This is a genomic window from Blastococcus sp. SYSU DS0617 (genome assembly GCF_054051075.1).
Window position 1 is genome coordinate 220,758 of record NZ_JBJHAO010000003.1, and the last position, 22,787, is coordinate 243,544.

Genomic DNA, 22,787 nt, shown 5'->3' on the forward strand with positions numbered 1-22,787 from the left:
TGCCCGAAGTCGGTGTCAGCGGACAGGGGGACTTCCGGTGATCGCCTACGTCGCCGCCGCGCTCGGTGGTGCGCTGGGGGCGCTGGCCCGGTGGGGCGCGGCGGAGGGGCTCCCCCACGACGCCGGCGGCTGGCCCTGGGCGACCCTGCTGGTCAACGTCGCCGGCTGCCTGCTGCTGGGGCTGCTGATCGGGCTGGTCGGCGCCGGCTCCCCTTCCTGGCTGCGCCCGTTCCTGGGCACGGGCGTGCTCGGTGGCTTCACCACCTACTCCGCCTTCGCCGTGGAGACCGTGCAGCTGACCGACGCCGGCCGTCCGGGGCTCGCCGCGGGCTACGTGGCCGCCTCGGTCCTCGGCGGGGTCGCCGCCTCGGCGCTCGGGACCCTCGTCGGCCGCGCCGCCATGCGCTCGCCGGAGCCGGCCCCGTGACGCCGCTGCTGGTGGTCCTCGGGGCGATGGCCGGTGCGCCGCTCCGGCTGCTCGCCGAACGCCTCGCGGCAGCCCGGAGGGGTCCCGGCTCCGTCGTCGGGACGGCGGCGGTCAACGTGGCCGGCAGCGCCCTGCTGGGCCTTCTCCTGGGGCTGGCCGACGTCCCCGCCTGGGTGCTGGCGCTCCTGGGAGCCGGCTTCTGCGGCACGTTCACCACCTTCTCCACCCTCGGCGCCGACGTCGTCCGCCTCGGCGAGCAGCGGCGGCCGGGCCGCGCCGCGGCCTACCTGGGCGGCACGCTCGTCCTGGGCATCGGGGCGGCCGCGGCCGCGTACGGGGCGGCCGGCCTGCTCTGATCAGGCCCGTTGGGTAGGGTTCGACGCGGTATGACCGATGGCACAGGTGACGAGGTCGGGGGCGAGAGCCCCGTCGTCGTCGTCGCCAACCGGCTGCCCGTCGACCAGGTGACCGATCCCGACGGCAGCACGCGCTGGCAGCGCAGCCCCGGCGGTCTCGTCACGGCGCTGGAGCCGTTCGTCGCCGGGCGCGGGGGCGCCTGGGTCGGCTGGTCGGGTTCCGCGGGCGAGGCGCCCGAGCCGTTCGAGTCCGGCGGCATGTCGCTCATCCCGATCCCCCTCAGCGAGGAGGAGGTCGACCGCTACTACGAGGGCATGTCCAACGCCTCGCTGTGGCCGCTGTACCACGACGTCGTCGAGAAGCCCGAGTACCACCGGGCCTGGTGGGACACCTACGTCCAGGTCAACAAGCGGTTCGCGGAGCGGACGGCGGAGATCGCGGCGGAGAACGCGATCGTGTGGGTGCACGACTACCAGCTGCAGCTCGTCCCGGCGATGCTCCGGCAGCAGCGGCCCGACCTGACGATCGGGTTCTTCCTGCACATCCCCTTCCCGCCCTACGAGCTGTTCACCCAGCTGCCCTGGCGCTCGGCGGTCGTCGAGGGTCTGCTGGGCGCGGACCTCGTCGGCTTCCAGCGGCCCTCGGCCGCGACGAACTTCGTCCAGCTGGCCCGCCGCCTGCACGACCTGCCGGCCCGCAAGAACGCCGTCGAGTACGACGGCCGCACCGTGACGGCGAAGGCCTTCCCGATCTCGATCGACGTCGCGGCCTTCGACGCGCTGGCCCGCTCCCCCGAGGTGCTGGCCCGCGCCAAGGAGATCCGCGAGGAACTCGGCAACCCGTCCACGATCATCCTCGGTGTCGACCGGCTCGACTACACCAAGGGGATCAGCGTCCGCCTCAACGCCTTCGAGGAGCTGCTCGAGGACGGCGCGGTCGAGGCGCCGGACACCGTCCTGGTGCAGGTGGCCACGCCCAGCCGGGAGCGCGTCGAGCACTACGTGCACATGCGCGAGACCATCGAGCAGCAGGTCGGCCACATCAACGGCGTCTTCGGCTCGATGGCCGGGCCCGCGGTGCACTACTTCAACCAGTCCATGGACCGCGAGGAACTGGCGGCGCTGTACCGGGCGGCCGACGTGATGCTGGTGACGCCCTACCGCGACGGGATGAACCTCGTGGCCAAGGAGTACGTCGCCGCCCGCTCCGACCTCGGCGGGGCGCTGGTGCTGTCGGAGTTCGCCGGTGCCGCGGCCGAGCTCAAGCAGGCTTTCCTGGTCAACCCGCACGACATCGCGGGCGTGAAGAGCCAGCTCCTGCGGGCGCTCCGGGTGGACCGGCGCGAGGCAGCCTCCCGCATGCGCGCCATGCGCCGTCACCTGGCCAAGAACGACCTGGAGCACTGGGCGACCTCGTTCTTCGACGCGTTGAAGGCCCAGGACAGCGGGCAGCCGAGCGGCCGGGCCGCCGGGCGGACGGCCGAGCCGCTCTCGGACGGCCGCGGCGGAGCGCAGGGGTGACCGCGCCGACCGGCGAGCTCGACGCCGCGCTGACCGCCCTGGCCGGACGACGTCCGCTGCTGGTCGCCTCGGACTACGACGGTGTCCTCGCCCCCCTGGTCGGCGACCCGTCGGCGGCGGTTCCCGCACCGGGCATGGCCGAGGTGCTCGCGCGCCTCGGCGCGGTCGAGGGGGTGACGGTCGCGCTCGTCAGCGGCCGGGGCGTGGCCGACCTCCAGGCCACGAGTGGCTTCACCGGGCCCTACCGCTGGGTCGGCAGCCACGGCGCCGAGTTCGACGGGCCGCTGGCCGGCGAGCTCGCCGAACGCCGGGACGCGCTCGCTGCGCGGTTGGCCCCCCTGGTGGCCGCGACACCCGGTGCCCGGCTGGAGGTCAAGCCGGCCAGCGTGGCGGTGCACGTCCGGGAGGTCCCGGACCGCGCAGCGGCCGCCGCTCTCCTCGCCGAGGCGCGGCAGGACGCCGATCCGTCACTGACGATGAAGCCGGGCAAGGAGGTGCTCGAGCTGGCGGTCACCGACGCCGACAAGGGCAGCGCCCTGGTCCGGCTGGGCCGCGAGCTCGGTGTCGCCGCGACGATCTACCTCGGCGACGACGTCACGGACGAGGACGCCTTCCGGGCGCTCGGCCCCTCCGACGTCACCGTGAAGGTGGGGCCGGGCGAGACGACCGCCGCCCACCGCGTCCCGGACATCCCCGGTGTGCACGCCCTGCTCGACCGGTTGGCCGACCTGCTCGCCTGAGCCCGGCCTCGTGTCGCTCGCGGCGAAAGAGGACGAAAGTCCCGAGCGAATGGTCAGCGGACCGCCATTGTCGACAATGGCCGCATATGCCCAGGTCGCATGCATTCCCACCGGCCGTCGACGGCGCATGGATCGACGGCGCCTATCGACAAGTATCGGCCGATGACGCGCTGACCCGCCGCCTGCATCACGAATCGGCCGGAAAGCATGAATGGTGAACGTCCGCGTCGCTGGAGTGACCACACTCATCGTGTTCCCACATCCGGCACGAGCACCACTTCTCTCCCAGGACGGTCACCTGTGAACGCCTCTCCCTCCTCCCCCGGTCCCGGGCGGCGAGCCGGCTGGTTCGCCGACCGTCCGCTCGCCGTCAAGTTCGGCGTCCTCTCCGGCACGGTCGTCCTCGCCCTGGGCGGCGTGCTGGCCGCCGTGGTGACCGGCAACGCCGCCGTCCACGACGCCAACCACGAGCTCGCCCAGCTGAACCACGCACAGGAGCTGGTCCTCCAGCTCGACACCCGCGCGAGCGAGCTCAAGGTCGACGGCTTCAAGACGCTCGTGCGCGAGGACCCCGCCGTGCAGCTCCAGGAGCTGGCGGACGACATCGCCACCCCGGAGGCGATGCTCGCCGAACTCGAGACCATCCCGCTCCAGGGCCCGGCCGCCGGCATCACCGCGGGGCTGGAGGAGAGCTTCCGCGCCTACACCGACGCGATCACCGCCTGGGTGGACCTGGCGGTGGCCGACCCGGTGGCCATGCGGGCTCGCTGGGAGGAGATCCAGGCGGCGAACGACCTGACCGACGGCGCCGTCAGCGCCGCGAAGGACGGGCTGGCTGCCGAGAGCGACATCGCGCAAGGGCACCTCGACGACGCGATCGCCCGGTCCCAGCAGCTCGGGGTCGCGATCACGCTCGGCGGGCTGGTCGTCGTCGGACTGGTGAGCTGGCTGACCATGCGCTCGATCACCCGGCCGGTGCGCGCGGTCAAGCTCTCGCTCGAGGCCCTGGCCGCCGGCGACCTGACCGTGGCCACCGGGGTCACCTCGCGCGACGAGGTCGGCCAGATGGCGGCCGCGCTGGACACCGCCCAGGAGAACCTGCGTGTCGTCATGGCCGGCGTCGCCTCCTCGGCGCACGCCGTCGCCTCCTCCTCGGAGGAGCTGAGCGCCAGCTCCGCGCAGATCTCGGCGTCTGCCGAGGAGACCTCCACCCAGGGCGGCGTCGTCGCCTCGGCGGCGGAGGAGGTCTCCCGCAGCGTGGAGACGGTCGCGGCGGGCGCCGAGCAGATGGGTGCCTCGATCCGGGAGATCGCGTCGAACGCGGCGGAGGCCAGCGAGGTCGCCAGCCGGGCGGTCTCGGCGGCCGCCACGACCAAGGCCACGGTCGACAAGCTGGGGCAGTCCTCGGCGGAGATCGGCAACGTCGTCAAGGTCATCACCTCGATCGCCGAGCAGACGAACCTGCTGGCGCTCAACGCGACCATCGAGGCGGCGCGGGCCGGCGAGGCGGGCAAGGGCTTCGCCGTCGTGGCCAACGAGGTCAAGGAGCTGGCGCAGGAGACGGCCAAGGCCACCGAGGACATCGCCAAGCGGGTCCTCGCCATCCAGGGCGACACCACGGCCGCCGTGACCGCCATCGACGAGATCAGCACGATCGTCGCGCAGATCTCCGACCGGCAGACGACCATCGCGAGTGCGGTGGAGGAGCAGACGGCCACCACGAGCGAGATGTCGCGCTCGGTGCAGGAGGCGGCCGGCGGCACCGGGGAGATCGCGGCGAACATCACCGGCGTCTCCACCGCCGCGGACTCCACCACGCAGGCGCTCACCCAGACGCGCATCGCGGTGGACGAGCTGTCCCGGATGGCCGCCGATCTGCGCACCACCGTCGGCAGGTTCACCTACTGACCTGACGCGGCCGCACGGCCGCGCGGACGCAGGAAGCGCACAGCCGATCCGGCTGTGCGCTTCCTGCGTATCCGGCGCCCGTCACCGGCCGGAAACTGTCGACAAATCCCCGCTCTAAATGCGGCGGCCGACATTTCTCGGCCGAGATTCGACACAGCATGTTTCGAAGCTCTCGAAGGGTCGTCTGTATCCCATTCTGTGCAGGCGAAATCGCGATCGGTACATCAAGACCAGATGTGCTGCCAGGCCGAGCAGGAGACCCCCGTGACCCACCCCGCACCCCCCACCCGATCCGGGCGCTCACCCGGCGCCTGGTTCGCCGACCGCCCCGTCGCCTTCCGCGTCGGCGTGGTCGTCGCGCTGCTCGCCGTCGTGGCACTGGCGACCAACGCCTTCGCCATCAGCCGCATCGACCAATTGCGCACGGCGCAGGAAGAGATCTACTCGGAGAACCTGCAGCCGCTCAACGCGCTGTCCGAGGTCCAGCGCGCCCACGCCGCCCACCGCGCCCGCACCCTGGAGTACGCGGTGTCCTCCCCGGAGCGCCGGGTGGAGCTCCTCGGCGAGATGGAGGAGAAGACCGCCGACCTGCAGGCCGGGTACGACGCCTACGAGCCCTTCATCGTCAACCCGGCGGCCATGGACGAGTTCCTCGCCACGCGCCAGCAGTTTCTGACGCTGCTCACCAGCCAGCTCTTCCCGGCGGCCGACCGTGGTGACCTCGCCGAGTTCGCGGCCGTGCAGTCCGAGCAGCTCCAGCCGCTCCTGCAGATCATGGCCGACGACCTCGAGGTCGAGGGAGTCGCCCAGTCGGAGGAGGCCGCCGCCCGCAACTCCGAGAGCGAGCAGCAGGCGTCGGACGCCACCACCCAGCTCCTGGTCACCGTCCTCGCCGCCGTCGTCCTGGCGATCGGCCTGACCGTCGTCGTGGTCCGGCGCATCACGCGGACCGTCCGCTCGGTCGAGTCCGCCGCCGCGGCCATGGCTGCCGGCGACCTGACCACGCGCACCGGCATCACCTCTCGGGACGAGCTCGGCCGCATGGCCGCCGCCCTGGACGCGGCGCAGGGCAGCATCGCCGACGTGCTCTCCGGGGTGGTCGCCTCGGCGGACGCCGTGGCGGCGTCGTCGGAGGAGCTGTCGGCGTCCTCGGCGCAGATCTCGGCCTCGGCCGAGGAGACCTCGGCGCAGTCCGGCGTGGTGGCCGGTGCCGCCGAGGAGGTCTCGCGCAGCGTGCAGACCGTCGCCGCCGGTGCGGAGGAGATGGGCGCGTCGATCCGCGAGATCGCGGCCAACGCCGCGGAGGCCAGCGAGGTCGCGGCCCGCGCGGTGACCGCCGCGGAGACGACGACGGCGACCGTGGCCAAGCTGGGCGCGTCCTCGGCCGAGATCGGCAACGTCGTCAAGGTGATCACGAGCATCGCCGAGCAGACGAACCTGCTGGCGCTCAACGCCACGATCGAGGCGGCCCGGGCGGGCGAGGCCGGCAAGGGCTTCGCCGTCGTCGCCAACGAGGTCAAGGAGCTGGCGCAGGAGACCGCGAAGGCGACCGAGGACATCGCCCGCCGGGTGCAGAGCATCCAGGGCGACACGACCGCGGCCGTCGCCGCGATCGAGGAGATCAGCTCGATCGTCGCGCAGATCTCCGACCGCCAGACCACCATTGCCAGCGCGGTGGAGGAGCAGACCGCCACGACCAGCGAGATGAGCCGGTCGGTGCAGGAGGCCGCCTCGGGGTCGGGCCAGATCGCGGAGAACATCACCGGGGTGTCCTCGGCGGCGGACTCGACGAACCAGGCGCTCACCCAGACCCGGGTCGCGGTGGACGAGCTGTCCCGGATGGCAGCCGACCTGCGCACCACCGTCGGGAGGTTCTCCTACTAGACCTCTCCCCTGCGCCGGGCTGATGCCGGTGGTGGCCTTGCGGCCGCCACCGGCATTCGCCATTCCGGGGCTCGGTGAAATGGTGCCATGTCGACACGGCCGAGAGCGTCATCGGACTTTCCCGGAATGCGACGCCGACATGCTTGAGACGGCAAGGAGAGGCGTGTGTCGGCGCCCTATCTTTCTGGAGTCGCACCACAGAACGCGCGGATTCGGCCACACGGCCCGGCCGGCGCTACGCAGTCAGCAACCTGTCTCTGGAGATCCGCCATGACCGCTCTTCCCCGCACGTCACCACCACAGCGAGCCCGCTCCCCGTTCTCGGTCTGGGCCGACCGCTCGGTCAAGGTGAAGGTCGTGAGCGCCGTCGCCGTCGCGGGCGTCGCCGCCGGCAGCATCGGCCTGCTGGGGCTCAACGCGTTGGGTGCGTCCGCGGACGCCGCTGAGGCGCTCTACCAGGACAACCTCCTCGGCGTCGCCGCGGCGGCCGACATGGACGGTCTCCTCGGCGACGTCCGCGTGAACCTCCGGGACACGATCGTCGGTGCGGACCCGGCGGCCGCGATGACCGAGATCGAGGGGCTGGGAGCAGACTTCACTGCCGCGCTGGACGCGTACCGCGGACTGACCAGCGCCCCCGAGAAGACGGCGATCCTCGACGAGATCACCTCCGCCGCCGAGGCATACCTGTCCTTCCAGACCGACGTCCTGGTGCCCTTCGCCCAGGCGGCCGACTACACGAGCTGGATCACCGAGAACGCGGAGCGGGGCGCGCCGCTGGGCGATGCGGTGTCCGAGGGCATCCAGGAGCTGCGCGACATGGAGGCGGCCGAGGCGGCCGACGCAGCGGCCGCGATCCGCGCGGACTACGAGTCGCAGCGGACGCTGTCGATCGTCGTCATGGTGGCGGGCATCGCGCTGGCTCTGGGGCTGGGCTGGTTCGTCGCGACCGGTATCGCCGCGAGCACCCGCAAGGTGCAGGACGTCGCCACCGCCCTCGCCGACGGTGATCTGACCCGCTCCAGCGGGCTGACCACCAAGGACGAGCTCGGGCGGATGGGCCGCTCCCTCGACGAAGCCGTCGTCAACCTGCGCACCGTGCTGGGGCAGGTCGCCGGCTCCGCGGACGCGGTGGCGGCGAGCAGCGAGGAGCTGTCGGCGTCGTCGGCACAGATCTCGGCCTCGGCGGAGGAGACCAGCGCCCAGTCCGGTGTGGTCTCCGGTGCCGCGGAGGAGGTCTCGCGCAGCGTGCAGACCGTCGCCGCCGGTGCCGAGCAGATGGGTGCCTCGATCCGGGAGATCGCGAGCAACGCCGCGGAGGCCAGCGAGGTCGCGGCCCGCGCGGTGACCGCGGCGGATAAGACCACCGCCACGGTGAGCAAGTTGGGCGAGTCCTCGGCGGAGATCGGCAACGTCGTCAAGGTGATCACGAGCATCGCGGAGCAGACGAACCTGCTGGCGCTCAACGCCACGATCGAGGCCGCCCGAGCCGGTGAGGCGGGCAAGGGCTTCGCGGTGGTGGCCAACGAGGTCAAGGAGCTGGCGCAGGAGACGGCGAAGGCGACCGAGGACATCGCCCGGCGGGTGCTGGCCATCCAGGGCGACACGACCGCCGCGGTCGCCGCGATCGAGGAGATCTCCACCATCGTCGCGCAGATCTCCGACCGCCAGACCACCATCGCCTCCGCGGTGGAGGAGCAGACCGCCACGACCAACGAGATGTCCCGCTCGGTGCAGGAGGCGGCCGGCGGCACGACGCAGATCGCGGAGAACATCTCCGGCGTCTCCTCCGCCGCGGACTCCACCACGCAGGCGCTCACCCAGACGCGCACGGCGGTCGACGAGCTGTCCCGGATGGCCGCCGACCTGCGCACCACCGTGGGCCGCTTCACCTACTGACAACTCCGTCATCCACGACGCAATCGCCCCGGCCGACGCCGGTGGTGGCCTCGGCCACCACCGGCGTCCGCCATTTCCGGCGCGGGCGAAATGGCGACGAGTCGACACGGGGAGCTCGGTCACCGATCATTCCTCTCCCGATGTTCACGACACGTTTGAAAAATGAAGCACCGCACAGGGTGGCAATTTATCTTTCTGATGTCGCAGCACCGGGCGCGCCGACGCACATCATCGAGTCGGCGCCGTACGGACCATTCCCCTGGAGATCCACCATGACCGTTCCCGCCAACACCACTCGCTCAGGCCGGCGAGGCTGGTTCACCGATCGCCCCGTCGGCGCCAAGATCGGCGCAGCACTCGGCGTGCTGGCCATCGTCGCCGTCGGGCTCACGGGCCTCGGGGTCCAGCGCATCGGCACGCTGGCCGACGCCGGCGACACCCTGTACGAGGACTCGATCGTCCCGCTGAACAAACTCGCCGAGGCGCAGCGCACGTTCCAGGGCGACCGGGCGCGCAACAACATGTACGGCTTCGTCGACGACGCCACCCGCGACGAGCTCCGCCCCCTCCTGGCCGAGCGCAGGGCTCAGTTCCGCGCGGAGATGGACGCCTACGTCGCCACGCTGAACGACCCGACCGACTTCGCGCCGGTCCTGGACGCCGCCGACACCTACTACGCCACCGTGGACAAGCAGCTGTACCCCGTCGCGGACGCCGGTGACCGCGACGCCGTGCAGGTCGTCGTCACCGGGCCCCTGGCCGAGGCCGGCAGGGGCCTGTCCGACGCCTTCGGCGCCGAGCAGCAGCGCCAGGCCGCCGACGCCTCGGCCGACGCCGACGCCGGCCAGGAGCTCGCCTCGTCGGCGCGCTTCACGCTGTGGACCGCCCTGGCGATCGGCATCGCGGCCGCTGCGCTCCTCGCCGTCCTCGTGATCCGTCAGATCGTCACCACGGTGCGGTCGGTGCAGAAGTCGGTCGACGCTCTCGCCGCCGGCGACCTGACCGTCGTCCCCGACGTGCGGTCGGGTGACGAGCTCGGCCGGATGGCCGCCGCCCTCGGCGCGGCGCAGGAGAACCTGCGCACCGTGCTGGGCCAGGTGGCCGGCTCCGCGGACGCGGTGGCGGCGAGCAGCGAGGAGCTGTCGGCGTCGTCGGCGCAGATCTCGGCCGGTGCGGAGGAGACCAGCGCCCAGTCCGGTGTGGTCTCCGGTGCCGCGGAGGAGGTCTCGCGCAGCGTGCAGACCGTCGCCGCCGGTGCCGAGCAGATGGGTGCCTCGATCCGGGAGATCGCGAGCAACGCCGCGGAGGCCAGCGAGGTCGCCGCTCGCGCCGTCACGGCGGCGGAGACCACCACGGCCACGGTCGCGAAGCTGGGCGAGTCGTCGGCGGAGATCGGCAACGTCGTCAAGGTGATCACGAGCATCGCGGAGCAGACGAACCTGCTGGCGCTGAACGCCACGATCGAGGCGGCCCGGGCTGGCGAGGCCGGGAAGGGCTTCGCCGTCGTCGCCAACGAGGTCAAGGAGCTGGCGCAGGAGACGGCGAAGGCGACCGAGGACATCGCCCGCCGGGTGCTGGCCATCCAGGGCGACACGACCGCCGCGGTCGCCGCGATCGGGGAGATCTCCACCATCGTCGCGCAGATCTCCGACCGCCAGACCACCATCGCCTCCGCGGTGGAGGAGCAGACCGCCACGACCAACGAGATGTCCCGCTCGGTGCAGGAGGCGGCCGGCGGCACGACGCAGATCGCGGAGAACATCTCCGGCGTCTCCTCCGCCGCGGACTCCACCACGCAGGCGCTCACCCAGACGCGCACGGCGGTCGACGAGCTGTCCCGGATGGCCGCCGACCTGCGCACCACCGTGGGCCGCTTCACCTACTGAGGTGACTCCTCCCCTGCGGCCGTACCGGCCGCAGGGGAGGAGTGCCGATAACGATCCGGACGGCTGCGGGCGGGCGGCGCGATTCACCTTGAGTCCGCCGCCCCCCGCGCCGAGAACCCAGCGGGGCGACTGCGCCCCGATGCGAAGCAGAGAGAAGGACATCCCGTGGACGGTCTGGACGACATCGTCGAGGAGTTCCTGGTCGAGAGCCACGAGAACCTCGACCAGCTGGACTCCGACCTGGTCGCGCTCGAGCAGGAGCCCAACTCCCGCGAGCGGCTCTCCAGCATCTTCCGGACGATCCACACGATCAAGGGCACCAGCGGCTTCCTGGCCTTCAACCGGCTGGAGGAGGTCACGCACGTCGGCGAGAACATGCTGTCGCGGCTGCGGGACGGCGAGCTGGCGCTGACGCCGCACCGCACGAACGTGCTGCTGCAGATGGTCGACACCGTCCGTGCCCTGCTCACCTCCATCGAGGCCACCGGGGGCGAGGGCTCGGTCGACGTCTCCGCCGCGGTCGCCGCCGTCACCGCCGCGATGGAGGACGCCCCCGCACCGGCCCCCGCCGCGGAGGCGGCGGCGCCGGCCGCCACCGAGGCACCGGCTGCCATCGAGGCCCCGGCCGCCACCGCGAAGGCGCCGGCTGCCGCCGCCAAGGCGCCCGCGACGCCCCGTGCCAAGGCCCCGGCCAAGGCAGCCGCGAAGACCCCCGCCAAGCGCACTCCCCGCGCCAAGGCCGCCGTCCCGGCGCCGGCGCCCGTGCCCGCCGACGAACTCATCGAGGACGTGACCCCCGCCGTGCCCGAGAACCTGTCCGAGGAGCCGCCCGTGAGCCCCGAGGCCCCCGCCGCCACCGAGCAGGCCGAGAGCGACGCCCCGGCTGCCGAGGGTGGCGGCCAGACCCGTCGCGCGGTCGCCGACAGCACCATCCGGGTCGACGTCGACCTGCTCGACGAGCTGATGCTGCTCGTCGGCGAGCTGGTCCTGACCCGCAACCAGATCGTGCAGAACGTCGCCCGGCAGACCGACACCGACCTGATCCGGGCCTCCCAGCGGCTCAACCTCATCGCCAGCGAGCTGCAGGAGGGCGTCATGAAGACGCGCATGCAGCCCATCGACCACATCTGGTCCAAGCTCCCCCGCGTCGTCCGCGACCTCGGCCAGCAGTGCGGCAAGTCCGTCCGCCTGGACATGGAGGGACGGGAGACCGAGCTCGACAAGACCCTGCTCGAGGCGGTCAAGGACCCGCTGACCCACCTCGTGCGCAACTCCGTCGACCACGGCATCGAGGCCCCCGACGCGCGCAAGGCGGCCGGCAAGCCCGCCGAGGGCGTGCTGACGCTGCGGGCGCGGCACGAGAGCGGTCAGGTCGTCGTCGAGGTGGCGGACGACGGCGCCGGCATCGACCCGGCCAAGCTCGGCGCCAAGGCCGTCCAGCGTGGCCTGATCACCCAGGACGCGCTCGCCCGCATGAGCCCGGCCGACATCCTGCAGCTCATCTTCCTGCCCGGCTTCTCCACGGCGGCGGCGGTCACCAACGTCTCCGGCCGTGGCGTGGGCATGGACGTGGTCAAGACCAACATCGAGTCCATCGGCGGCACGATCGAGGTCGAGTCCGACCCGGGTGTGGGCACGGTCTGCCGGCTGCGCATCCCGCTGACCCTGGCGATCGTCCCGGCGCTGACCGTCGAGTGCGCCACCGACCGCTACGCCATCCCGCAGATCAGCCTGCAGGAGCTCGTCAGCCTGGACGCGGAGAAGGCCGCCAACGCGGTCGAGGAGGTCGGCGGTGCGCAGGTCTACCGGCTGCGCGGCGAGCTGCTCCCCCTGGTCCGGCTGACCGACGTCCTGGGGCTGACCTCCGAGCGGCACGACGGCCACGTGGTCATCGCGGTCCTCCGCTCCGAGGGGCGCCGCTTCGGTCTCGTCGTCGACCGGGTCATCAACACCGAGGAGATCGTGGTCAAGGCCGTCGGCGGCCAGCTCAAGCAGATCGGGCTGTACTCCGGCGCCACCGTCCTCGGCGATGGCACGGTGGCCCTCATCCTCGACGTCCAGGCCCTCGCCCGGCGTGCCCTGCGCACGGAGACCGCGGACCGCCAGGAGTCCCGCGCCACCGTCAGCTCCGCGGCCGCGGCCGAGACCGAGCGCCAGCGGATGCTGCTGGCCTCCATCGGCGGCGGCCGGCGGGTGGCGATCCCGCTGGACACCGTCACCCGGCTCGAGCAGGTGCGCACCGACGCGGTGGAGAAGGTGGGCAACCGCGAGGTCGTCCAGTACCGCGGTGCCATCCTGCCGATCGTCCGGCTCGACCGGCACCTGGGCGCCTACGGCGAGACCGAGCGCGAGGTGCTCGAGGTCATCGTCTACGCCGACCACGGCCGCAGCGTCGCGATCGTCGTCGAGGAGATCCTCGACATCGTCGACGGCGAGGCCGCGGTGCGCAGCGACATCGACGACATGGGGCTGCTGGGCTCCGCCGTCCTCGGTGACCGGGTGACCGAGCTGCTCGACGTCCGCGCCGCGATCCTCGCGGCGGACCCCGCGTTCTACTCGGCCCCGGCCGCCCCCGACCACTCGACGACCGCCGGCGCCCCCGGCTCCTACCTGGAGGTCTGACGTGACCAGCGTGACCGACTACGCGGCCAGCGACGCGGTGGCCTCGGCCACCAGCGGCCAGCTGGCCACCTTCCGCCTCGACGGCGACCTCTACGGGGTCGAGGTCGAGCACGTGCAGGAGGTGCTGCGCAGCCAGCAGCTCACCCGCGTGCCGCTGGCTCCCCGCGCCGTGGCGGGCCTGATCAACCTGCGCGGCCAGGTGGTCACCGCCATCGAGCTGCGCGAGCGGCTCGGCCGCCCGGCGCGCCCCGAGGGCACCGACGCCGTGGTCATCGTGGTGCGCCTGGACGGCGAGGCGGTCAGCCTGCTCGTCGACTCGATCGCCGACGTCGTCGACGTGGACGCCGCCGACTTCGAGGCTCCGCCGGACACCCTCGAGGGTCAGGCGCGCGACCTGATCCGCGGCGCCTACAAGCTCGACGGGCAGCTGCTGCTGGCCCTGGACGTGCACAAGGCGGTCAGCGCCTGACGTCCAACCAGTCACTCTCCGCAGTGGATCGGTAGCAAAGACCACTCGAACACGCGGCCGTCACCTCCGAAGCTTCCTGCCTTGGGGTGACGGCCGCGTGGCGTTCTGCGGTCGTGGGCAGCAGCATGGGACATCTCGATCCCCTGCTCTGGAGGCGCTGCCGTGCCCTACACGCTGGTCAGTGCCGCCACACTCGGATTCGACCTCGTCCGGTTGCCCGCCGGCCGCGCCGTCGCCGGGGTCCTCCTCGCGGGCCTCCACGGCGACGACGCCGCGCTGAACCGGTTGGGCGCCGCCCATCCCGCGCGCGGCCTGGAGCGGGACGAGCGCCAGGTCCTGGCCGTCCGGTCCCGGCGGGCCCGCGAGATGGCCGTCGCCGTACCGCACGTGCGCACCGCCGCCGCCGGTGCCCACGGGGCCGGCGACCGCGCCGCCGTCCTGGTGCAGCAGCTCGAGCAGGGCACCATCGGCGACGCGCCCACCCTGGAGCGGCTGCTGCGCGAGGACGTGCTCGGCCCCGAGCACCCGCACGTCGCGCTGCTGGACCCCGACCTCGTCGCCGAGGCCGCGGACGTCCTGGCCGACGCCGCCCTGGGTTACTGGGCCGCCGGGGTGCTCCCCCCGCTGGTGCGGCGGGAGCTGACCGCCTCCTACGACCGCGTGGCCGACACGGCGCCGCCGGCCGGCCCCGAGGCGCTCGACCTGGGCGCGGCGGGGGCCGAGCTGGTCGCGTTCCTGGACGACCTGCGCGGGCTGGACGACGCCGGCCGGGCCCGCTGGCGTGCCGCGGTCGACGATGGGCGTGCCGAGCGCCGGCCGTGGGCCACGGCCATGCACGAGGCCTCCTGGGCGGCGCACGTGTCGGGCCGCACCCGCGTACTGGCCACCGCGCAGCTGCACGCCGTCCAGGCTTTCCTCGACGGCGGTTTCGACCGGCACGACGGCGCCGCCGGCGCCTGGAACGCCGTCGCCGGATGCGTCCAGGGCATCGCCATGGGTGACCTGCTCGACGACGGTGCGCTGACCGTCCTGCGCGCCCCCTGGGTGCGCGTCTCCGGTACTCGCTGACCACCTCCTCCGGAGGGCGCGCGCGGTCGGGCCGGCCGCATACGCGCAGGTCGCGCGGACCGCGGCGGACATGACGCCGTGGGTCGGCTCGCCATTTCCGTCGCCCTGTCGACTTCTCTCCGAGAGGTCATCACGACTGCTGGAATGGCAGTCGCCGGGAATTGCGTAACAAGTGCGTCCGTGGCCTTTCTCAATCGGCTGTGACAGCCGATGCTCCTGATGCGGATGGGACGACGGGCTTGCCCCGGGAGCTCATCGCACGCACACGACCGATCCCGCTCAAGAAGCCGGGAATTGGTGCCGATACTGCGGTGAACAGCCTGTCGGGCTGCATTCCGGCAGGAACCAGGAGGACGCACGTGAACCCGATCCGGGTGATGGTGGTCGACGACTCGGTCGTCGTCCGCAAGATCGTGACCGACGTGCTGTCCGAGGACCCCGGCATCGAGGTCGTGGGCACCGCCGTCAACGGCAAGGTGGCCGTCGGCAAGTTCGAGCAGCTCAAGCCCGACCTCATCACGATGGACATCGAGATGCCGGAGATGAACGGCATCGAGGCGGTCCGCGCCATTCGTGCCGCTCGCAACCGCGTCCCGATCATCATGTTCAGCACGCTGACCGAGCGGGGTGCGACGGCGACGCTGGACGCACTGTCGTCCGGGGCCAACGACTACGTCACGAAGCCGGCCAACGTCGGCAGCGTGGCGCAGTCGATGGAGAGCGTCCGCGAGCAGCTCATCCCCAAGATCAAGGCCCTCACCGGCCGCCCGGTGGGCCCCGTTCGGTCCGCCGCCCCCGTCCCGCCGCCGCGCCCCCCGGCGCCGCGCAGCACCCCGGGCAAGAAGCCCGAGGTGCTGGTCATCGGCTCCTCCACCGGCGGCCCCGAGGCACTGTCCAAGCTGCTCCCCCAGCTGCCGGCCTCCCTGCCCGTTCCCGTGCTGCTCGTCCAGCACATGCCCCCGGTGTTCACCCGCCAGTTCGCCCAGCGCCTCGACCGGCTCTGCGCGCTGCGCGTCGTCGAGGCCACCGACGGGGTCCCGCTGCAGCCGGGCACCGTGCACCTGGCGCCGGGCGACCACCACCTGGTCGTCCGCCCGGGCCGCGGCACGCACACCACGGGCCTGCACCAGGGCCCGGCCGAGAACTTCTGCCGCCCCGCCGTCGACCCGCTGTTCCGCTCGGCCGTGGCCGCCTACGACGGCGCCGTCCTGGGCGTGGTCCTCACCGGCATGGGCGCCGACGGTCGCAACGGCGCGGGCGAGATCCGCGCCGCCGGCGGCAGCGTGCTCGTCCAGGACCAGGCCACCTCCGTGGTCTGGGGCATGCCCGGTGCGGTGAGCCAGGCCGGGTTCGCCGACGAGACCCTGCCGCTCGACCGTGTGGCCGACGCCATCCAGCGGCACCTCTCCGGCGTCACGACGGGCCGGGTCACCCCCGGCCGCGTCGTACCCGGCCACGGTGCCACCGTCCTGTCCGGAGGCGTCCGATGACCCTGACCACCACCAGCTTCGACTGGGTGCGCCAGCTGGTGCACCGTGAGAGCGCGATCGTGCTCCAGCCGGGCAAGGAGTACCTGGTGGAGGCCCGGCTGCTGCCGATCGCCCGCCAGGCGGGACTCACCGACGTCTCCCAGTTCGTGGAGAGCGTGCGCACCCGGCCCAGCCCGGACAGCACGCGGCAGATCGTCGAGGCGCTCACCACCAACGAGACCTCGTGGTTCCGCGACGGTGACCCCTTCACCGCCCTCACCTCCACGGTGCTGCCGTCGCTGCTGGCGGCCCGCGGCCCGAACGAGCGGCTGCAGATCTGGTCGGCGGCCTGCTCCAGCGGGCAGGAGGCCTACACGATCGGGATGCTGCTCGATGACGCGCTGCCCAATGCGGCGTCGCGGGTCTCGATCACCGCGACCGACATCTCCCGGGAGATGGTGGAGCGCACGCGGGCCGGGCGCTTCAGCCAGCTCGAGGTCAACCGCGGCCTGCCCGCGCCCATGCTCGTCCGGCACTTCGTGCGGGCCGGCAGCGAGTGGGAGGTCGCTCCCCAGCTGCGCAGGATGGTGACCGCCTCCGAGTGCAACCTCGCAGCTCCGCTGCCGCGGATGGGCCCGTTCGACGTGGTCTACCTGCGCAACGTCCTCATCTACTTCGACCTGCCCACGAAGCAGGCGATCCTCCGCCGGGTGCGCGACCTGATGCGCCCCGACGGCTGGCTCTTCCTCGGCGCGGCTGAGACCACGCTCGGGGTGGACGACTCCTGGGAGCGGGTCGTCGTCGGCCGCAGCTCCGCCTACCGCCCGCTGAAGGGGAAGTAATGCGTGCTCTGGTCATCGACGACTCCCGCGCCATGCGCCGGATCGTCTCCGGGATCCTGGAGGGGCTCGGGTACGAGACCCAGCAGGCCGGCCACGGCCGCGAGGGCCTCGACGTCCTCGAGGCACTGGCCCCCGACCAGCTTCCCGAGCTGGTCTGCGTGGACTGGAACATGCCGGTGATGGACGGCCTGCAGTTCGTCTCCGCCGTCCGCTCCAACCCGGCCTGGCGCTCGATGACGATCATGATGGTCACCTCCGAGAGCGAGCACACCCAGATCGTGCGCGCGCTGGCGGCCGGCGCCCACGAGTACGTCATCAAGCCGTTCACCGCCGACGCCATCCGCGACAAGCTCGCGCTGCTCGGCCTGCTCCCCCAGGAGGCCGTGCTGTGACGACCATGGACACCGGCGAGCGCCGTCGCGCCGCCGACATCCGGCCCGTCATCACCGAGCTGATCGACGAGGCGACCGTCGAGTCGATCGCCCAGGAGGCGTGGATCTCCCTGGTCGGCGAGGACGAGGTCCTCGTCCCGCTCCCGGGTGGGCCCGTCACCGACCCGCTGTCCAGCTGGGTCGACGTCGTCGGCCCGTGGACCGGCAGCGTCGTCCTCACGACCGGACGCCGCACCGCCGAGGAGCTCACCCGCGCGCTGCTCCGCGAGCACTCCCCCGAGGTGCTCGAGGACGAGGACGTCGCCGACGCCTTCGGCGAGATCGCGAACGTGGTGGGCGGCAACGTCAAGGCCGCGCTGCCCGGCTCCTCGGGTCTGAGCCTTCCCGACGTGGGGGACGCACCCGCCCTCCGCAACCCCGCCGACGTCTGCCGCATCGACCTGCTGTGGCGCGGCGAGCCCGTCTCCATCTCCGTCCAGGGTGCGCTCCCGCCGCTCCCTGCCCCCTGACCCCGCATCTACTGCCGGAAGAACGAGGTACAGCTGTGAAGATCCTGGTCGCCGACGACAGCCGCGTCATGCGGCAGATCGTCATCCGCACCCTGCGTCAGGCTGGTTTCGACGACCACGACATCGTCGAGGCCGAGGACGGCGCCGACGCGCTGTCCAAGGTCGGCTCCGAGAAGCCGGACCTGGTGCTGTCGGACTGGAACATGCCGAACATGACCGGCATCGAGTGCCTGCAGGCCCTGCGCTCGTCGGGCTCCAGCGTCCCCTTCGGGTTCGTCACCTCGGAGGGCTCGCCGGAGATGCGGGAGAAGGCCGCCAACGCCGGCGCCCTCTTCCTCATCGCCAAGCCGTTCAACGAGGAGACCTTCCAGGAAGCCCTCAGCGGGGTGATCGCATGACCGCCGCCGGCACCGTGCCGCTGCCCGCGGCCAAGGACGTGCGCGACATGCTCACCGGCCTGGTGGGCAAGCCGGTCAACGTCACCCCCGGAGCCCCGGTCACCCCGGCTCCGGACCGCCCGGTCGCCGTGGCCGTGTACGTCGACCCGCACATGAACGTCAACGCCCTGTGCCTGATGGACCTGGGCGCGTCGGCCTACACCGGCGGTGCTCTGGCCCTGCTGCCCCCGGGCGGCTGCCAGGACGCCGTCGAGGAGGACGGCGAGCTGACCGGCATGCAGGTCGAGGCGCTGCACGAGGTGGTCAACGTCCTCTCGGCCCTGTTCAACGCCGAGGGTGCTCCGCACTCGAAGCTGCACAAGCTCTACGCCCCGGGCGAGGAGCTGCCGGGTGACCTGGCCGGGATGCTGGCCGCGTTCAACCGGGTCGACCTGGCCATCGAGGTCCCGACCTACGGCAAGGGCGCCATCTCCCTCGTCCTGCCGTAACACTGTCGTCCTCCGGACGACACCGCGGCCACGTGCCGTTCCCCTGCGGAGCGGAGCGTGTCCGTCGGCCCTGCGCGGACCCCTTCGGGGCCCACTCGGGCCGACACGACGAGCGGTCGCCACAGACGCCCCGGGGCGGCGCTGGAACTCCGGTTCCCGCCGCCCCGGGCGCTGTGCTGTCCAGGGACGACCGCCCCGAACCGCCGCTCAGGCGGAGAGGGCCTCCCGGTCCGCGATCTCGCTGGGCAGGCAGGCCCACACGTGCTTGGTGCCGGCGTCCACGTACCACCCGTGCGCGACGGAGAGCCGCGCCACCAGGTGCAGCCCCATGCCACCCAGGGCGGGGTCGCGGTCGACCGCAGGGGCCGGCATCGCCTCGGGTGCGCGGTCGCTGACGTCCAGGAGCCAGCCGCCGGTACCTGCGACCACCGTCGCGACCACCGGTGACTCGCCGTGGCGCAGAGCGTTCGAGGCGAGCTCGTCGAACGCCATCACCAGCTGCTCACCGGACTCGTCCTCGTCCTCCGGTGGGAATCCGGCGCGACCCAGCCGGGCGCGCAGGCCGGCTCGTGCGGCAGGGAGCTCGGCGAGCGCCGCGAGGTTCCAGCGCCACACCTCACCGCGGCCGTCCGGCAGCGGTCGCAGCGGCCACGACAGACGACGAACCACGCCTACCCCCCGGTGTGCCCTGAATTGGACCTTCCGGGAGTGCCCCGAGCCGCCCGGTGGAAACCGCCGTCCGCGGCTCATCTGACCCGGGGGGTGGAGAGATTGCTGACCAGCAGGGTGAATTCCGGGGCCCGCTGCCCCGGTCGTTCCCGCGAGCGAGCGGGCATGCGGCACAGTGGCTCCGTGCCCCCCGAAGATCCGGCCCCGCTGCCTGGCGACCTGCTGCTGCAGGCCGTCGAGGGCATGCACCGGCCGATGTTCGTCCTCGACGAGCAGTGGTGCTTCCGCTACGTCAATCCGGCCGGCGCCCGGGTGCTGGACCGGACCGTCCCCGACCTGATCGGCCGGGACATCTGGGCGGAGTTCCCCGAGGCGGTCGGCGGCCCGTTCGAGCAGCTCTACCGCGAGGTGCGACGGACCGGCGGGACGGGCACCACGGAGGCCTGGTTCGGCCCGCTGGGGAAGTGGTTCCGCGCCGACGCCTTCCTGACCGGAGCCGGGCTGGTGGTCACCTACGAAGACGTCACCGAGCAGCGACGGCTCGCCGACGAGCGCGCCGCGGCGGTCGGCGCGCGGGAGGAGGCGGCCGCGGCCGCCTCGGCGGCGGCGCGCGAGGCCGAGCAGGCCGGCCGGCACCTGATGCTGCTGGGTGACATCAACCTGGCGATGACGTCCACACGCGACATCGACGAGGCGGTGCAGCGCTTCGCCGAGCTGGTCGTGCCCCAGCTGGCCGACTGGTGCATCGTCAGCGTCGTCGACCCCGACGGAACGCGCCGGGACGTCGGTCGCGCCCACCGCGACCCGGCGATGGTGGCCGACATGCACCGCTACGCGGACCTGCGCGTGGCCACCAACGACCCGACCGCACCGGTGCCGGCAATGCTCCGGGACCCGCGGCCGATCATCCTCCCCGAGCTGACCGACGAGATCGTCCGGGCGATGGTCCCGGTCGAGGCCGCCCGCGAGGCCCTGGCGCCGCTCCGGCCCGCTGCTGCCGCCGGCTTCCCGCTGGTCGCCCGGGGCGAGGTCATCGGCGGCTTCACGCTGGTGAACGGCCCCGACCGCGGGCCGCACACCCGCGTCGAGCTGCGGACCGCGGAGATCGCCTCCCGGCGGGCCGCCCTGGCGCTGGACAACGCCCGGCTGGCCGCCGCCCAGCAGCAGGTCGCCGAACGGCTGCAGCTCAGCCTGCTGTCACCCCCGGTGCAGGCGGACTCCCTCGAGCTGGCCGTGCGGTACCGGCCGGCGACGCGGGGGGTCGCCATCGGCGGTGACTGGTACGACGCCTTCCTCCAGCCCGACGGCGACACGGTGCTGGTCATCGGCGACGTCATGGGGCACGACATCGAGGCCGCGGCCGCCATGGGGCAGGTCAAGACGCTGGTGCGGGGGATCGGCTACGACCGCCTCGAGGCACCCGCCGAGCTGCTCCGCCGCGTCGACCACGCCGTGGTCGGTCTGGACGTCCCGGCGATGGCCACGGCGCTGGTCGCCCGGGTGGAGCTCGGGGTGGATGCCGCGGGCCGGCCCGCCCGCCGGCTGCGCTGGGCGACCGCGGGGCACCCTGACCCGCTGCTCCTGCTCGAGGACGGCACGGTGCTCGACCTGACGGCGCCGATCGGGCCGCCGGTCGGCATCGGCTGGCTGGGCCCTCGGGCCGACGAGGTCAGCCCGCTCCCCGACGGCAGCACCCTGCTGCTGTTCACCGACGGGCTCTTCGAGCGGCGCACCATGCTCCTGGACGAGGGGCGGGACCTGCTGCGCGACCTGGTCGCCGGGGCGGCCGGACTCCCGCTCGACGCGCTCTGCAACCGGCTGCTGGCCGGGATGCTCGGGCCCGACGTCGAGGACGACGTCGCCCTCCTGGCGGTGCGGATGCACCCGGTGGGCGCCGAGCGCCCGGTCGCGGCCGGCCCCACCGTGCTCCCCGCGGCCCTGCCCACGGCCTGACGGCGCCGCGACGGCGTCCGGCCGAGGTCGATGCGGACACGTGCGGTGCCGCAGGTGGGGTGAGCCGGACCGCTACTCCGGGTGGCGCAGCAGGTAGCGGCCGAAGTGCGGCACCGTGAACGCGATCTGGCCGCGCTCGGCCGAGTACACCAGCCCCTTCTTGATCAGCGAGTCACGCGCAGGGGAGAGGGAGGCGGGCTTGCGGCCCAGGGAGACGGCGACCTCGGACGTCGCGACGGCCGCGCCGTGCGGTCCGCCCAGCTCGGCCATCGCGTGCATGTACTCGCGCTCGGCGGGGGTGGCGCGGTCGTAGCGCGAGCCGAAGAAGCCCACGGCCAGCTCGGCCTCGGCGACCGGCGCGGCCATGGCGACGTCGGCGGCGGTGATGGGGGAGGAGGCGGCGAGGTCCCAGGTGACCTTGCCGTAGGCCTGCACGAAGTAGGGGTAGCCGTCCGCGGCCTCGTACAGGGCATCGAGGGCGGCCTGCTCGAACGCGACGTCCTCCCGCTCGGCCGGTGCGATGAGCGCGCGGTCCGCGGCGTCGCGCTCCAGCCGGTCGATGCGCAGGTAGCGGAACAGCCGCTCGGAGTAGCTCTTCGAGGCCGAGAGGACGGCGGGCAGGTGGGGGAGCCCCGCGCCGACGACGATCAGCGGCGCGCCCTGCTGGGACAGCTCGTGGCACGCGGCGCAGATGGCCGAGACGTCGTCGGGCTGCACGTCCTGCATCTCGTCGATGAACAGCGCGATCCCGCTGCCGATGTCGGCAGCCACCCCGGCGGCGTCGCTGAGCAGCTCGACCAGGTCGATCTCCATGTCGCCGGAGTCGGCCCGGCCGGTCGCCGCGGGGACGTCGATGCCGGGCTGCCAGCGGTCCCGCACCTTGGCATCGGCCGGCGCCACGCGCTGCGCGAACGCCTTCACCACGCCCAGCACCTCGGCCACCGAGTCCTGGTCACCGTGCCGGGGCCCCAGCTCGCGCAGCGCCATGTGCAGGGCGGAGGAGACCGGCCGGCGCAGCGACTGGTCCGGGCGGGCCTCGATCTTGCCGGTGCCCCAGCCACGGGAGATCGCGGCGGAGCGCAGCTGGTTGAGCAGCACGGTCTTGCCCACGCCGCGCAGTCCGGTGAGCACCAGCGAGCGTTCGGGCCGGCCGTGCGCGATCCGCTCCAGCACCACGTCGAAGGCCGACAGCTCGGTGTCCCGGCCGGCCAGCTCGGGCGGCCGCTGGCCGGCGCCCGGGGCGTACGGGTTCCGCACGGGATCCATGTCGAGCACCGTATGCGTTCG

20 protein-coding genes are annotated in these 22,787 nt (G+C 72.8%); 18 read left to right on the top strand and 2 right to left on the bottom strand.

From position 1 onward, the window contains the following. The first annotated feature begins 37 nt into the window (after positions 1 to 37). From ACI793_RS05650 to ACI793_RS05730, 17 genes are all read left to right on the top strand, one after another. Positions 38 to 427 carry a fluoride efflux transporter FluC gene (locus tag ACI793_RS05650; RefSeq protein WP_456605388.1) on the top strand — a complete coding sequence of 130 codons (390 nt, stop codon included), beginning with the start codon at positions 38 to 40 and terminating at the stop codon, positions 425 to 427. After that, positions 424 to 783, top strand: a complete 360-nt coding sequence (locus tag ACI793_RS05655) for a fluoride efflux transporter FluC (protein WP_456605389.1) — start codon at positions 424 to 426, stop codon at positions 781 to 783. The genes ACI793_RS05650 and ACI793_RS05655 overlap by 4 nt, the downstream gene beginning before the upstream one ends. Before the next feature lie 30 nt (positions 784 to 813). Next, positions 814 to 2,304, top strand: a complete 1,491-nt coding sequence (locus ACI793_RS05660) for an alpha,alpha-trehalose-phosphate synthase (UDP-forming) (protein ID WP_456605390.1) — start codon at positions 814 to 816, stop codon at positions 2,302 to 2,304. After that, entirely contained in the window at positions 2,301 to 3,044 is a 744-nt protein-coding gene (gene otsB, locus ACI793_RS05665; protein WP_456605391.1) for a trehalose-phosphatase, read from the top strand. The genes ACI793_RS05660 and otsB overlap by 4 nt, the downstream gene beginning before the upstream one ends. 300 nt (positions 3,045 to 3,344) lie before the next feature. Next, the gene (locus ACI793_RS05670) at positions 3,345 to 4,952 is read left to right on the top strand and encodes a methyl-accepting chemotaxis protein (RefSeq protein WP_456605392.1); all 1,608 of its coding nucleotides are present in this window, start codon (positions 3,345 to 3,347) and stop codon (positions 4,950 to 4,952) included. A 264-nt stretch (positions 4,953 to 5,216) separates the two neighbouring features. Further along, complete coding sequence (locus tag ACI793_RS05675; protein ID WP_456605393.1) at positions 5,217 to 6,836, top strand: methyl-accepting chemotaxis protein; 1,620 nt, start codon at positions 5,217 to 5,219, stop codon at positions 6,834 to 6,836. A gap of 357 nt (positions 6,837 to 7,193) precedes the next feature. Continuing rightward, complete coding sequence (locus ACI793_RS05680) at positions 7,194 to 8,735, top strand: methyl-accepting chemotaxis protein (protein ID WP_456605394.1); 1,542 nt, start codon at positions 7,194 to 7,196, stop codon at positions 8,733 to 8,735. Positions 8,736 to 9,007: 272 nt separating this feature from the next. Beyond that, complete coding sequence (locus ACI793_RS05685) at positions 9,008 to 10,621, top strand: methyl-accepting chemotaxis protein (protein WP_456605395.1); 1,614 nt, start codon at positions 9,008 to 9,010, stop codon at positions 10,619 to 10,621. A gap of 165 nt (positions 10,622 to 10,786) precedes the next feature. After that, positions 10,787 to 13,243: a chemotaxis protein CheA gene (locus tag ACI793_RS05690; protein WP_456605396.1), complete on the top strand. Its 2,457-nt coding sequence runs from the start codon at positions 10,787 to 10,789 to the stop codon at positions 13,241 to 13,243. 1 nt (position 13,244) lies between these two features. Continuing rightward, complete coding sequence (locus ACI793_RS05695) at positions 13,245 to 13,712, top strand: chemotaxis protein CheW (RefSeq protein WP_456605397.1); 468 nt, start codon at positions 13,245 to 13,247, stop codon at positions 13,710 to 13,712. A gap of 162 nt (positions 13,713 to 13,874) precedes the next feature. Beyond that, a complete protein-coding gene (locus ACI793_RS05700) occupies positions 13,875 to 14,780 on the top strand; it encodes a hypothetical protein (RefSeq protein WP_456605398.1) in 906 nt (301 codons plus the stop codon). A gap of 359 nt (positions 14,781 to 15,139) precedes the next feature. Continuing rightward, on the top strand, positions 15,140 to 16,270 hold the full coding sequence (locus ACI793_RS05705; RefSeq protein WP_456605399.1) for a protein-glutamate methylesterase/protein-glutamine glutaminase: 1,131 nt from the start codon (positions 15,140 to 15,142) through the stop codon (positions 16,268 to 16,270). Beyond that, on the top strand, positions 16,267 to 17,091 hold the full coding sequence (locus ACI793_RS05710) for a CheR family methyltransferase (RefSeq protein WP_456605400.1): 825 nt from the start codon (positions 16,267 to 16,269) through the stop codon (positions 17,089 to 17,091). Before ACI793_RS05705 ends, ACI793_RS05710 begins: the two co-directional genes overlap by 4 nt. Continuing rightward, entirely contained in the window at positions 17,091 to 17,483 is a 393-nt protein-coding gene (locus ACI793_RS05715; protein WP_456605401.1) for a response regulator, read from the top strand. Before ACI793_RS05710 ends, ACI793_RS05715 begins: the two co-directional genes overlap by 1 nt. A 5-nt stretch (positions 17,484 to 17,488) precedes the next feature. Next, positions 17,489 to 17,992: a chemotaxis protein CheX gene (locus ACI793_RS05720; protein WP_456605515.1), complete on the top strand. Its 504-nt coding sequence runs from the start codon at positions 17,489 to 17,491 to the stop codon at positions 17,990 to 17,992. A gap of 35 nt (positions 17,993 to 18,027) precedes the next feature. After that, positions 18,028 to 18,390 carry a response regulator gene (locus ACI793_RS05725; protein WP_456605402.1) on the top strand — a complete coding sequence of 121 codons (363 nt, stop codon included), beginning with the start codon at positions 18,028 to 18,030 and terminating at the stop codon, positions 18,388 to 18,390. Continuing rightward, a complete protein-coding gene (locus tag ACI793_RS05730) occupies positions 18,387 to 18,878 on the top strand; it encodes a hypothetical protein (RefSeq protein WP_456605403.1) in 492 nt (163 codons plus the stop codon). Before ACI793_RS05725 ends, ACI793_RS05730 begins: the two co-directional genes overlap by 4 nt. Before the next feature lie 207 nt (positions 18,879 to 19,085). Here ACI793_RS05730 and ACI793_RS05735 read toward each other — a convergent pair whose 3' ends face one another. Further along, positions 19,086 to 19,547 carry an ATP-binding protein gene (locus ACI793_RS05735; RefSeq protein ID WP_456605404.1) on the bottom strand — a complete coding sequence of 154 codons (462 nt, stop codon included), beginning with the start codon at positions 19,545 to 19,547 and terminating at the stop codon, positions 19,086 to 19,088. Positions 19,548 to 19,730: 183 nt separating this feature from the next. Here ACI793_RS05735 and ACI793_RS05740 point away from each other — a divergent pair, with 183 nt between their 5' ends. Next, the gene (locus tag ACI793_RS05740; RefSeq protein WP_456605405.1) at positions 19,731 to 21,500 is read left to right on the top strand and encodes a SpoIIE family protein phosphatase; all 1,770 of its coding nucleotides are present in this window, start codon (positions 19,731 to 19,733) and stop codon (positions 21,498 to 21,500) included. A 72-nt stretch (positions 21,501 to 21,572) separates the two neighbouring features. Here the strand turns inward: ACI793_RS05740 and ACI793_RS05745 are convergent, their stop codons facing one another. Next, positions 21,573 to 22,766, bottom strand: coding sequence for an AAA family ATPase (locus ACI793_RS05745; protein WP_456605406.1), 1,194 nt, complete (start codon positions 22,764 to 22,766; stop codon positions 21,573 to 21,575). Between the last annotated feature and the right edge of the window lie 21 nt (positions 22,767 to 22,787).

Coding starts and splice junctions, on each gene's coding strand:
- ACI793_RS05660 (WP_456605390.1), top strand. CDS start 814: ATGACCGATGGCACAGGTGACGAGGTCGGGGGCGAGAGCCCCGTCGTC.
- ACI793_RS05745 (WP_456605406.1), bottom strand. CDS start 22,766: ATGGATCCCGTGCGGAACCCGTACGCCCCGGGCGCCGGCCAGCGGCCG.
- ACI793_RS05710 (WP_456605400.1), top strand. CDS start 16,267: ATGACCCTGACCACCACCAGCTTCGACTGGGTGCGCCAGCTGGTGCAC.
- ACI793_RS05685 (WP_456605395.1), top strand. CDS start 9,008: ATGACCGTTCCCGCCAACACCACTCGCTCAGGCCGGCGAGGCTGGTTC.
- ACI793_RS05715 (WP_456605401.1), top strand. CDS start 17,091: ATGCGTGCTCTGGTCATCGACGACTCCCGCGCCATGCGCCGGATCGTC.
- ACI793_RS05730 (WP_456605403.1), top strand. CDS start 18,387: ATGACCGCCGCCGGCACCGTGCCGCTGCCCGCGGCCAAGGACGTGCGC.
- ACI793_RS05720 (WP_456605515.1), top strand. CDS start 17,489: ATGGACACCGGCGAGCGCCGTCGCGCCGCCGACATCCGGCCCGTCATC.